This is a genomic window from Pseudomonas sp. SK2 (assembly GCF_016772395.1).
Taxonomy (GTDB): domain Bacteria; phylum Pseudomonadota; class Gammaproteobacteria; order Pseudomonadales; family Pseudomonadaceae; genus Aquipseudomonas; species Aquipseudomonas taiwanensis.
The window spans coordinates 4,344,551-4,356,293 of the sequence record NZ_CP061944.1 but is presented as its reverse complement, the minus strand read 5'-3'; the positions used below and the strand labels follow the sequence as shown (position 1 = coordinate 4,356,293).

Annotated in this window: 9 protein-coding genes; 2 read left to right on the top strand and 7 right to left on the bottom strand. The window is 62.2% G+C overall.

Going from position 1 to position 11,743, the window contains the following annotated elements:
- The 7 genes from IF103_RS19590 to IF103_RS19560 all read right to left on the bottom strand — a co-directional run bounded on the left by IF103_RS19590 (position 1) and on the right by IF103_RS19560 (position 9,668).
- Positions 1-927, bottom strand: a complete 927-nt coding sequence (locus tag IF103_RS19590) for an ABC transporter permease subunit (RefSeq protein ID WP_023382177.1) — start codon at positions 925-927, stop codon at positions 1-3.
- A gap of 10 nt (positions 928-937) precedes the next feature.
- Positions 938-1,948, bottom strand: a complete 1,011-nt coding sequence (locus tag IF103_RS19585; RefSeq protein ID WP_023382176.1) for an ABC transporter permease subunit — start codon at positions 1,946-1,948, stop codon at positions 938-940.
- Between the two features lie 75 nt (positions 1,949-2,023).
- On the bottom strand, positions 2,024-3,619 hold the full coding sequence (locus IF103_RS19580; RefSeq protein WP_023382175.1) for an ABC transporter substrate-binding protein: 1,596 nt from the start codon (positions 3,617-3,619) through the stop codon (positions 2,024-2,026).
- Positions 3,620-3,692: 73 nt separating this feature from the next.
- The gene (locus tag IF103_RS19575; RefSeq protein ID WP_023382174.1) at positions 3,693-5,072 is read right to left on the bottom strand and encodes an OprD family porin; all 1,380 of its coding nucleotides are present in this window, start codon (positions 5,070-5,072) and stop codon (positions 3,693-3,695) included.
- 200 nt (positions 5,073-5,272) lie between these two features.
- Positions 5,273-6,865 carry an ABC transporter substrate-binding protein gene (locus IF103_RS19570; protein ID WP_202675601.1) on the bottom strand — a complete coding sequence of 531 codons (1,593 nt, stop codon included), beginning with the start codon at positions 6,863-6,865 and terminating at the stop codon, positions 5,273-5,275.
- Positions 6,866-6,988: 123 nt separating this feature from the next.
- Positions 6,989-8,614 carry an ABC transporter substrate-binding protein gene (locus IF103_RS19565; RefSeq protein WP_023382172.1) on the bottom strand — a complete coding sequence of 542 codons (1,626 nt, stop codon included), beginning with the start codon at positions 8,612-8,614 and terminating at the stop codon, positions 6,989-6,991.
- A gap of 337 nt (positions 8,615-8,951) precedes the next feature.
- Complete coding sequence (locus IF103_RS19560) at positions 8,952-9,668, bottom strand: SIMPL domain-containing protein (protein WP_023382171.1); 717 nt, start codon at positions 9,666-9,668, stop codon at positions 8,952-8,954.
- A gap of 202 nt (positions 9,669-9,870) precedes the next feature.
- Between IF103_RS19560 and IF103_RS19555 the strand changes: the two genes are divergently transcribed.
- Both IF103_RS19555 and IF103_RS19550 read left to right on the top strand, forming a co-directional pair.
- A complete protein-coding gene (locus IF103_RS19555; protein ID WP_202675600.1) occupies positions 9,871-11,130 on the top strand; it encodes an ATP-binding protein in 1,260 nt (419 codons plus the stop codon).
- Complete coding sequence (locus tag IF103_RS19550; protein WP_016391130.1) at positions 11,127-11,687, top strand: response regulator transcription factor; 561 nt, start codon at positions 11,127-11,129, stop codon at positions 11,685-11,687. The genes IF103_RS19555 and IF103_RS19550 overlap by 4 nt, the downstream gene beginning before the upstream one ends.
- Positions 11,688-11,743 lie beyond the last annotated feature (56 nt).

Here is an 11,743-nt window from a genome sequence, read left to right as displayed (position 1 = left end):
TCAGGCGGCGTTCTTGAGTTTCGGGTCCAGCGCATCGCGCAGGCCGTCGCCCATCAGGTTGATTGCCAGCACACTGAGCAGAATGGTCAGGCCGGGCAGGCTCACCACCCACCAGGCGCGCTCGATGTAGTCACGTGCCGAAGCCAGCATGGTGCCCCATTCCGGGGTGGGCGGTTGCACGCCCAAGCCGAGGAAGCCCAGGGCCGCGGCGTCGAGAATCGCCGAGGAGAAACTCAGGGTCGCCTGCACGATCAGCGGCGCCATGCAGTTGGGTAGCACGGTGACGAACATCAAGCGTGGCAGGCCGGCACCGGCCAGGCGCGCGGCGGTGACGTAGTCGCGGTTCAACTCGCCCATTACCGCCGCGCGGGTCAGGCGCACGTAGGACGGCAGTGACACGATGGCGATGGCGATCACCGTGTTGATCAGGCCTGGGCCGAGGATGGCGACGATGGCCACGGCCAGCAGCAGCGAGGGCAGGGCCAGCATCACGTCCATCAGGCGCATGATCGAAGGGCCGAGGATCTGCGGGAAGAACCCGGCCAGCAGGCCGAGCAGGATACCGGGGATCAGCGACATCACCACCGACGACAGGCCGATCAGCAGCGACAGCCGAGCGCCCTGGATCAACCGCGAGAGCAAGTCGCGGCCCAGTTCGTCGGTGCCGAGGATGAACTGCCAGGTACCGCCTTCGAGCCACACCGGAGGGGTCAGCAGGAAGTCGCGGTACTGCTCGCTGGGGTCGTGCGGCGCGACCCATGGGGCGAACACAGCGCAAAACACCACCAGGCACATAAAGGCCAGGCCCAGCACTGCACCTTTGTTGCGTGAAAAGGCCTGCCAGAACTCTTTGTACGGTGACGGGTAGAGCAGGCTTTGGTCCACCGGGCTGGCCGGCGTGACGGATTTTGGAATCGGGCTAGTCATGGCGAAGACCTCAGCGCTGATGACGGATGCGTGGGTTGGCCAGGCCGTAGAGGATGTCCACGACGAAGTTGACCAGAATCACCAGGCAGGCAATCAACAGGATGCCATTCTGGACCACGGGGTAGTCACGGGCGCCGATGGCTTCGATCAGCCACTTGCCGATGCCCGGCCAGGAGAAGATGGTTTCGGTGAGCACCGCACCGGCCAGCAAGGTGCCGACCTGCAGGCCGAACACCGTCAGCACAGGGATCAACGCGTTACGCAGACCGTGCACGAAGACCACGCGGGCCGGTGACAGGCCTTTGGCGCGGGCGGTACGGATGTAGTCCTCGCGCAGCACTTCGAGCATCGACGAGCGGGTCATGCGGGCGATCACCGCCAGCGGGATGGTGCCCAGCACGATGGCTGGCAGGATCAGGTGCATCACGGCATCCTTGAAGGCGCCTTCTTCGTCGCTGAGCAATGTGTCGATGAGCATGAAGCCGGTCTTCGGCTCGATGTCATAGAGCAGGTCGATGCGCCCCGACACAGGGGTCCAGCCCAGGCTCACGGAGAAGAACATGATCAGGATCAGGCCCCACCAGAAGATCGGCATGGAATAGCCGGCCAGGGAAATGCCCATCACCCCGTGGTCGAACAGCGAACCGCGCTTGAGCGCGGCGATCACCCCGGCCAGCAGGCCGACGACTCCGGCGAACACCAGGGCGGCGAAGGCCAGTTCGAGGGTGGCCGGGAACAGAGTGAGAAACTCGGTCCAGACACTTTCGCGGGTGCGCAGCGACTCGCCCAAGTCTCCCTGGGCGAGTTTGCCGACGTAGTCCAGGTACTGGACCGGCAGGGGCTTGTTCAGGCCCAGGCGTTCCATGGCCTGGGCGTGCATTTCAGGGTCGACCCTGCGCTCGCCCATCATGACTTCCACCGGGTCGCCGGGGATCAGGCGTATGAGCGCGAAGGTCAGCAAGGTGATACCGAAGAAGGTCGGAATCAGCAGGCCTAGACGCCGGGCAATAAAACTCAACATTGTCGGAGGTACCTCATCAGCCGGTCAGGGCAGTGCCGCCGGTGCCCGTGTGGGGTCCCGGCGGTCGTTGTTGTTCTACTTCACCTTGGTGGTGGCGAAGTTGTTGTTGGTCAGAGGGTTGATCACGTAACCCTCCACGTTGTCACGCATGGCGGTGAACATCTTCGGATGGGCCATGCTGATCCAGGGTTGATCGTCATCGTACACCTTCAAAGCCTCGGCATAGAGCCTTGCGCGTTGGTCGTTGTCGATCACTTCGCGGGCGCGGGTGATCAGCTCCTGGAATCTGGGGTTGCACCAGCGCGCGTAGTTCTCGCCGCTTTTGGCGGCATCGCAGCTGAGCAGTGGACTGAGGAAGTTGTCCGGGTCGCCGTTGTCGCCGGCCCACCCGGTGGACACCAGGTCGGCTTCACCGTTCTTCGCCCTGCGCAGCATCTCGGCCCATTCCATCACGCGGATATCCAGCTTGAGGCCGATCTGCTTGAGGTCGGCCTGCAGCATCTCGGCGGACAGCCGTGGGTTGGGGTTGGTCGGGCCGCCGCCATTGCGGGTGAACAGGGTGATCACGGTGCCTTCGGGTACACCCGCTTGCTTGAGCAATTCGCGGGCCTTGGCCAAGTCGCGAGGCGGGTTCTTGTTGTCGGTGTTGTAGCCGATCATGGTCGGTGGGTAGGGGTTCACGCCGACCAGTGCGTTGCCCTTGCCGAATAGCTGGTCAACGTGGGTCTGGCGGTCGAAGGCCATGTTGATGGCTTTGCGCACGCGCACATCGCTCAGGTACTTGTGCTCGGTATTCATCGAGATGTAACCGGTGACCAGTGCTTCGATCTCGTCGACCTTCAGCTTGGGGTCCGCCTTGATCGACGGCACATCGTCTGGCTTGGGGTACAACGCCACCTGGCATTCGTTGGCGCGCAGTTTCTGCAGGCGCACGTTGCTGTCGGTGGCGATGGCGAAGATCAGCGAGTCGGCCGGTGGCTTGCCGCGGAAATAGTCCGGGTTGGCTTTGTAGCGGACCTGGGCGTCCTTGTTGTAGCGCTGGAAGACGAAGGGACCGGTGCCGATGGGCTTGCTGTTGAGGTCGCCGGTCTTTCCCGCCTTGAGCAACTGGTCGCCGTATTCGGCGGAGTAGATCGAGGTGAAGGCCATGGCCATGTCACGCAGGAACGGTGCCTCCGGTCGGGTGAGTGTGATCACCACGGTGCGATCGTCGGTCTTTTCCACCGACTTGAGCAGTTCCTTGAAGGCCATGCTTTCGAAGTATGGGTAGCCGACGCTGCTCTTGGCGTGCCACGGGTGGTTCGGGTCGAGCTGGCGGTTCAGGCTCCACAGCACGTCGTCGGCGTTGAAATCGCGGGTAGGCGTGAAGTAGTCGGTGGTGTGGAACTTGACGCCTTCGCGCAGGTGGAAGGTATAGGTCAGGCCGTCTGGCGAGACATCCCAACGCTCGGCCAGGGCGGGCTGGATATCAGTGGTGCCGGGCTTGAAGTCGACCAGACGGTTGAATACGGTCTCGGCCGCGGCGTCGGCGGTGACCGCCGTGGTGTACTGGACGATGTCGAAGCCTTCCGGGCTGGCTTCGGTGCATACCACCAGCGGCTTGGCCGCAAGGTGCGTGGCACTGCCCAGGATGACCGCTGCGAGGGCAGCGCGGAGCGGTAACGATTTCATGGAAACTCCCTGCTTGCATTGTTTCCAGCGTAGCCGCCACGGCCCGAGGTGGAGCGGGCCGTGGCGTCAGCGGTTACAGAATGTTGAACGGAATGGTGGTGACGATACGCAGTTCGTCCAGGCTGCCATCACCCTGGGCCTTGCTGGCCCGGTGCGCGGTGTAGGTGGCGCGGATGCTGGTGTCTTTCAGTGGCCCGCTCTGTACCGCGTAGCTGGTGCCGATCCCCCACTCGTAATGGGTCTCGCCATCCAGTCCATTCACGTCGTAGGCGGTGCCGCGGTAGTGAGTACCGTCGATGCCCCAGCCTCGGGCGTTGTACAGGTTGAACTTCAGGCCAGGCACGCCGTAGGGCGCCATGTTCAGTACGTAGGAAATCTGCAGGGATTTCTCGTTCGGGCCGTTGAAGTCCGACAGCAGCGAGTTGGCCAGGTAGATGCCGTTGGTCTCGTGCAGGTAGTCGAAGTACTCGTTGCCGTTCACCTGCTGCCACGAGGCGGCGAGGGTGTGGGCCTGGTGAGTCAGGCCAAGCGACAGGCTGTAGGTGTCGTTGTCGATGTCACCCATCTTCTTGCTGCCTTCGTCCACGGTCTTGTAGTAGTTCAGGCCGGTGGTCAGGCTAAGCACCGCGCTGTCGCCCAGCACGTGGTTGGCACCGAAGTAGTACTGGTTCCAGAAATCATCGACCTTGGTGGCATACAGGCTGGTAGTCAGGCTCTTGAGCGGCTGGTAGTTGACCCCGGCGGTGCTGGCACGGTCGGTTTCGACACCGGTGGCGCTGTACTCGCTGCGGAATTTGCTCAGGCTCTGCTCGGTACGCGGGGAGACCCGGTCGAAGGTGCCGAGATCGAACGAAAGGTTGTCGAACTCGGCGCTGTGCAGGAATGCACCCTGGAAGCTCGATGGCAGGGCACGGTTACCGATGAAGGCGATCATCGGTGTGTCGACGGATTGGCGGCCCACGGTGAGGGTGGTGTTGGACACGCGTGCCTTGACGTTGGCCAGGCCCATCTTGCTCCACTGGCCGATGGGGTCGCCATCGCTGTGGGTCAGGGTACGGTTGTTGGGGCCGGCGACTGCCGCGCGGCCCTGTTCCAGGGCGATGGCGTTGTAGCCGGCCGCTTCCACGGCGAAGCCCACGGTGCCCTGGGTGAAGCCTGAGCTGTAGTTGAGGATGGTGCCTTGCAGCCAGTTGTCCCGGCTGTGGGTGTCGTGGCGGGTGCCATCGCTCTTGTAATACTTCCACAGCGGAGCGCGGGTGGCGCGCTCGCGGGCGTACCAGTTACGGGTGCTGCCGGATAGGCTCTGGCCGTCGATGAAGCCTTTGGCATCGTCCTGCTCGCTGGTGCTTTTCAGGCTGAACGGAACGTAGTCCTGGCTCTGGGTTTCGGCCTGTGCCATGGCGCAGAAGGTGCCGATGGATAAGGCCAGCGCGGTTATCGTGAAACGTTTCAAAGTAAAGCTCCCTTTCTTTTCTTTTAGTTCTCACCAGGCCTCGTGGGCTGGGGTGTTTGCTGCGGTGTTGCCAGGGTTGCCACGGGATCGCCGGGCATGTTCTTCGTCTGTACCGGCCTTCTCGCCGGCAAGCCGGCTCCAGCAGCCACAGCCCGTGCCGGCGCTGGCTTGCCGGCGATAGGACCGGTATCGGTTGCAGGTCAGTCGATGCTCACACCCGAGAAGTCGTTGCGGCCAAACGGGCTGACCCGAAAGTCGGCGACCTTGGCGCTGATCGGCTGGTTGACGGTGGAATGCGCCACCGGCGTGATCGGCACCTGCTGCTTGAGGCGCTGCTGGGCCTGTTGGTAAAGCGCCGTGCGTTCGGCGCGGTCGGTGACTTGCTTGGCTTTCTTCACCAGGCTGTCGTACTGCGGGTCGCACCACAGCGAGTAGTTGTTGCTGCCGATGGCATCACAGTTGTAGAGGGTGCCCAGCCAGTTGTCCGGGTCGCCGTTGTCACCGGTCCAGCCGATCAGGGCGATATCGTGTTCACCGCTCTTCATGCGCTTGAGGTACTCGCCCCACTCGTAGCTGACGATGCGCACCTTGAAGCCGAGCTTGCTCCAGTCGGCCTGCAGCATCTCGGCCATGAGCTTGGCGTTGGGGTTGTAGGGGCGTTGCACCGGCATGGCCCACAGGGTGACTTCGGTGCCTTCCTTGACACCGGCCTGTTGCAGCAGGGCCTTGGCTTTGGCCGGGTCGAACGGGGCATCCTTGATGGTTTGGTCATAGGACCATTGAGTGGGCGGCATGGCGTTGACCGCCTGTTGGCCGGAGTCCTGATACACCGCCTGGAGAATCGCCTGTTTGTTCACCGCCATGTCCATGGCCTGGCGGACTTCCAGCCGGTCGAACGGTGGATGTTGGGTGTTGTAGGCGATGTAGCCGAGGTTGAAGCCAGGTTGCCGGAGCACCTGCAACCGGTCGTCTCCCCTGAGCGCTGGCAGGTCTGCCGGGCGCGGGTGCAGGGTGACCTGGCATTCATTGCGGCGCAGCTTCTGAATGCGCACCGAAGGGTCGACGTTGATCGAGAACACCAGGTTGTCGATCTTGACCTCATTCGCTGCCCAGTAGTCTTTGTTGCCCTTGAAGCGGATCTGCGCGTCTTTCTGGTAGCGCTGGAATACGAAGGGGCCAGTGCCGATCGGTTGCTGGTTGATGTCGCTGGGGCGGCCGCTGGCCAGCAGTTGTTGGGCGTACTCGGCGGACAGTATCGAGGCGAAGCTCATGGCCAGGTTCTGGATGAACGCGGCATCGACGCGGTTGAGGGTGAACACCACGGTGTGCGGGTCGGTTTTCTCGACACGGGCGATGTTCTTGTCCAGGCCCATGCTGACGAAGTAGGGGAACTCAGTGGGGTAGGCCTTACGGAACGGGTGCTGCTTGTCGAGCATGCGGTTGAAAGTGAACAGCACATCCTCGGCATTGAAGTCGCGGCTTGGGGTGAAAACCTTGTTGGCGTGGAACTTGACCCCTTCGCGCAGGTGGAAGGTGTAGCGCAGGCCGTCATCGGATACTTCCCATCGGGTAGCCAGGGCGGGTTGTACCGCTGTGCCGCCGCGCTCGAACTCGACCAGTCGGTTGTAGATCGGCTCGGCGGCGTCATTATCGGTGGCGCTGGTGTATTGGGCTGTGTCGAACCCTGCCGGACTGCCCTCCGAGCAGAACACCAGGCTCTTGGCCTGGAGGGCAGGGGCCTGGGCCAGCAGGCTGAGGGCAAGCAGGGTCGAAAGACGGGTAACGTGGCGCATGGCAATTCCTTTTCCAGCTGTTCTCGCCGCCTCGGGGTACGAATTGCGGCAACAGGGACCCAAACCCGACGCGGGTAGCGTCGGGGTGGGCTGCATGTAGGGGAAGGGGCGAAGGTTGCGGTGCTACTTGTCTACACTGACGCCGTAGAACGAGTTCAACGCGAACGGACTGATCTTGAAGTCCTTCACCTTGGCGCTCATTGGCTGATACACGGTGGAGTGCGCGATAGGTGTGATGGGTACCTGTTCCTTGAGGATGTGTTGCGCCTTCTGGTACAGCTCGGTGCGTTTGCCCTGGTCGGAGGTGGCCTTGGCCTGCTTGATCAGGTCGTCATAGGGCTTGTAGCACCACTTGGAGAAGTTGTTGCCGTCAATGGCATCGCAACCGTAGAGGGTACCGAGCCAGTTGTCCGGGTCACCGTTGTCGCCGCTCCAGCCAATCAGCATCGCACCCTGCTCGCCGCCCTTGGAACGCTTGATGTACTCACCCCATTCGTAGCTGACGATCTTGGCCTTGATACCAATCTTGCCCCAGTCGGACTGCAGCATTTCGGCCATCAACTTGGCGTTGGGGTTGTAGGGACGTTGAACCGGCATCGCCCACAGGGTGATCTCGGTGCCTTCCTTGATACCCGCTTCCTTGAGCAGTTGCTTGGCTTTCTCCGGGTCGTAGGCGGCGTCCTTGATGCTGTCGTCGTAGGACCACTGGGTCGGCGGCATGGCGTTGACGGCAAGCTGGCCGGCGCCCTGGTAGACCGATTCGATGATCTTCTTCTTGTCCACGGCCATATCCAGCGCTTCGCGGACCTTGAGCTGGGACAGCGGGTTGGGTTCGTTGCTGCCCTTGACCTTGTCCATCACGTTGTAGGCGATATAGCCCAGGTTGAAACCGGCCTGCTGTGGCATCTGCAGGTTCTTGTCCTCTTTGAGCGGCTCGATGTCCGCCGGGCGCGGGAACAGGGTGACCTGACACTCGTTCTTCTTCAGTTTCTGCATGCGCACCGAGGCATCGGTGGTGATGGCGAAGATCAGGTTGTCGATCTTCACGTCCTCAGGCTTCCAGTAGTCCTTGTTGCCCTTGAAGCGGATCTGCGCGTCCTTCTGGTACTTGCTGAACACGAACGGGCCCGTGCCGATGGGCTTCTGGTTGATGTCGGCGGCCTTGCCTTGCTTGAGCAACTGGTCGGCGTACTCGGCCGACTGAATGGAGGCGAAGCTCATGGCCAGGTTCTGAATGAACGCGGCATCGACCTCATTGAGGGTGAAACGCACGGTGTGATCGTCGAGTTTCTCCACCTTGGCGATGTTCTTGTCCATGCCCATGTCGGTGAAGTACGGGAATTCGGTGGGGTAGGCTTTACGGAAGGGGTGGTTCTTGTCGAGCATGCGGTTGAAGGTGAACAGCACGTCGTCGGCGTTGAACGCCCGGGTTGGCTTGAAGTAGTCGGTGGTGTGGAACTTGACCCCTTCACGCAGATGGAAGGTATAGGTCTTGCCGTCGTCAGACACTTCCCACTTGGTCGCGAGCCCCGGGATGACCGCGGTACCGCCGCGTTCGAACTGGGTCAGGCGGTTGAACACGGTTTCAGCCGAGGCGTCGAAGTCGGTTCCCGTGGTGTACTGCCCAGGGTCGAAGCCGGCTGGACTGCCCTCGGAGCAGAACACCAGGTTGGATGCGGCTTGGGCGAAGGGGGCGCCGGCTAGCAAGCCTGCGCCGACCAGGAACGGAATGACTGCGTGTTTGAGCATGGTGGCCTCATTGTTGTCATTTTTTTCAGTTGAGGTGGCCTCGTGAGCCGACCTGCGGATACTTATGCAGGGGGTATTCCCAATGCAACAGTCAGGAGGATAGTTGGCGCCAGAAAAGTAGTACGACCGTACATGGATGTCGCATTCATGTAACTTTCACGCAAGTTGAACGTTTGCGCAGGCCGAAAGATGGCATTTTGCTGATTATTTCGAGGCGGGATGATACGTAGGACGCACCGTTTTCGTGCGTAGGAAATGTCTGAAATTACTAAGTTAGAGCGCTGCGTGTGCGGCTTTGTGCCGCGAGAGGGGCGCATGGCGCCCCTCAAGGGATGGGTCAGGGCATTTGCACTTCGATCAGGCCATCGGCGTTCATGCTGACTTCACTGGTGCCGGCCTCGATGTCCGGCGCCGGGGCCGCTTCGTCGGCACCCATGGCTTTCATCGCCATGGGCGCGCTACGCAGGTACGGGCGTGGGTAGCCGCTGCTGTTGAGGTTCAGGCTGACCACCTTGTAGCCCTTGCCACCCAGGGCCTCGGTGGCCAGTTGGGCGCGTGCCTTGAAGGCCTCGACGGCGTCCTTGAGCAGGGCATCCTCGCTGGCCTTGCGGGTGGCTGCGGCGATGGAGAAGTCCATGCCGCCCATTTTCATGTTCTGCAGCAAGTCGGCGGTCAGCTGCGACAAGGCCGGGAAGTCGGCGCTCTCAAGGCGCAGCTCGGCACGTTCGCGCCAGCCGGTGATCTTCTGGCCTTTGCTGTCGTATACCGGGTAGCTGTTGCGGCTGCCCTGGCTGATCTTCACGTCCTTGACCTGACGGGCCTGCTGGATGGACGTGTTCAGAGTTTCGGTGATCTGCTTGGCCAGCTTGCCTGGGTCGGTGTTCTGCGCTTCGCTGTAAAGGGTCACCACCATCAAGTCGCGTGGGACTTCCTTGCTGACCTCGGCGCGCAGCGACACCTGGTTGTAGCGTGGCTCATCGGCGGCCAGTGCAGGCAAGCTGGCGAGCAGGCCGCAAGACATGACCAGGGCGGCGCCGCGACGGGAAATTTGCATGTAGGACTCCTTGGCAATAAAAGGCGTGGGCTTGGGCGTTCCTTTCCACGCATGGCCCATCAGACCGGGAACAGTGTAGTGGGTTCAAAAGTGCCATCATGAACCTGTGACAAAGTGTGGCGCTTTGCCGCATCGCTGCAGCGAAGCGCCTGGCTTCGGTATACTCCAGCCGATTTTCCTGGAGCACTCATCAGGAGAGCTCATGCTCGCCGCCGTACAACCGCTATCCGCTACCCGTCAGAACCTCTGGCGCCTGACCGTCATTCGCGTGCTGGTCCTGGCTGCCCAGGCCGGCTCGGTGGGCGTCGCCTACTGGACCGAACTGCTGCCGCTGCCCTGGTTCTCGCTGGCGGCGACGTTGGCACTCTCATCCATCCTGTGCGCGTTCACCGCGTTGCGCCTGCGCCTGTCGCTGCCAGTCACCGAGCTGGAATACGCCTTGCAACTGGCCTGTGACCTGCTGATTCACAGTGCGTTGCTTTATTACTCGGGCGGCTCGACCAACCCGTTCGTGTCGTATTACCTGGTGCCGTTGGCGATTGCCGCAGTGACCCTGCCATGGCTCTACTCGCTGATTCTCTCTGGCATCGCGCTGACGGCCTACAGCCTGTTGCTGGTGCAGTTCTACCCGCTCGAAGGGTTGCCGATGGCGCGGGACAAGATGCAGGTGTACGGCATGTGGCTGAGCATCGCGCTGGCGGCAGCGGTGATCACCTTCTTCGCCGCCCGCATGGCCGAAGAGCTGCGTCGCCAGGAGCAACTGCGTTCCGAGCGGCGGGAAGAAAGCCTGCGCGACGAGCAGTTGCTGGCCGTGGCCACCCAGGCGGCAGGCGCGGCCCATGAGTTGGGCACGCCGCTGGCGACCATGAGCGTCCTGCTCAATGAAATGCGCCAGGACCATTCGGACCCGATGCTGCAGGAAGATCTGCAGATCCTTCAGGACCAGGTCAAACTGTGCAAGGAAACCCTGCAGCAACTGGTGCGGGCAGCCGAGGCCAACCGACGCATGGCGGTGGTCGAGCAGGACGTTACCGCCTGGCTCGACGAGGCGCTCAACCGCTGGCACCTGATGCGCCCGGAAGCCAGCTACCGGTTCCAGCGCCTGCGAGACGGCCAGGTGCCTCGCCTGACCCCGCCGCCGGATTTGACCCAGGCCCTGCTGAACCTGCTGAACAATGCCGCCGATGCCTGTCCGGATGACTTGGAAGTGCGCTTGGACTGGGACGCCCAGGACATCGTCATCAGCATCCGTGACCATGGCTCGGGCGTGCCGCCGGCCATTGCCGAGGCCATCGGCAAACCCTTTATCACCACCAAGGGCAAAGGCTTCGGCCTGGGCCTGTTCTTGAGCAAGGCCAGCGTGACCCGTGCGGGCGGTTCGGTGAAACTCTATAGTCATGAACAGGGTGGCACCCTGACCGAACTGCGCCTGCCCTATGGCAAGCGAGGAGATGAAAGATGAGCGAAGAAAACCAGGTCGAAGGCGAAGAATTGCCCCACCTGTTGCTGGTGGATGACGATGCCACCTTCACTCGGGTCATGGCCCGTGCCATGAGCCGTCGGGGGTTCCGTGTCAGCACGGCCAGTTCCGCTGAAGAAGGGCTGATTCTGGCCCAGCAGGACTTGCCGGACTACGCCACGTTGGACCTGAAGATGGAAGGCGATTCCGGTCTGGTGCTGCTGCCCAAGCTTCTGGAGCTGGACCCGGAAATGCGTGTGGTGATCCTGACCGGTTACTCGAGCATTGCCACGGCGGTCGAGGCGGTCAAGCGCGGTGCCTGCAACTACCTGTGCAAGCCAGCCGACGCGGACGATGTGCTGGCGGCGCTGCTCTCGGAACATACCGACCTCGATACCTTGGTGCCGGAAAACCCGATGTCGGTCGACCGCTTGCAGTGGGAACACATTCAGCGCGTGCTCAACGAACACGAAGGCAATATCTCCGCCACTGCGCGGGCGCTGGGCATGCACCGCCGGACCTTGCAGCGCAAATTGCAGAAGCGCCCGGTCCGCCGTTGACCTCCTGCTGCCTGCACCGGCCCTTTCGCGGGTAAACCCACGCCCACGGGGTGCAC

What these genes read in the sequence shown, in the direction of transcription:
- IF103_RS19560 (WP_023382171.1), bottom strand. Translation starts at nt 9,668, where the DNA reads ATGCAAATTTCCCGTCGCGGCGCCGCCCTGGTCATGTCTTGCGGCCTG.
- IF103_RS19585 (WP_023382176.1), bottom strand. Translation starts at nt 1,948, where the DNA reads ATGTTGAGTTTTATTGCCCGGCGTCTAGGCCTGCTGATTCCGACCTTC.
- IF103_RS19590 (WP_023382177.1), bottom strand. Translation starts at nt 927, where the DNA reads ATGACTAGCCCGATTCCAAAATCCGTCACGCCGGCCAGCCCGGTGGAC.
- IF103_RS19580 (WP_023382175.1), bottom strand. Translation starts at nt 3,619, where the DNA reads ATGAAATCGTTACCGCTCCGCGCTGCCCTCGCAGCGGTCATCCTGGGC.
- IF103_RS19550 (WP_016391130.1), top strand. Translation starts at nt 11,127, where the DNA reads ATGAGCGAAGAAAACCAGGTCGAAGGCGAAGAATTGCCCCACCTGTTG.
- IF103_RS19565 (WP_023382172.1), bottom strand. Translation starts at nt 8,614, where the DNA reads ATGCTCAAACACGCAGTCATTCCGTTCCTGGTCGGCGCAGGCTTGCTA.
- IF103_RS19570 (WP_202675601.1), bottom strand. Translation starts at nt 6,865, where the DNA reads ATGCGCCACGTTACCCGTCTTTCGACCCTGCTTGCCCTCAGCCTGCTG.
- IF103_RS19555 (WP_202675600.1), top strand. Translation starts at nt 9,871, where the DNA reads ATGCTCGCCGCCGTACAACCGCTATCCGCTACCCGTCAGAACCTCTGG.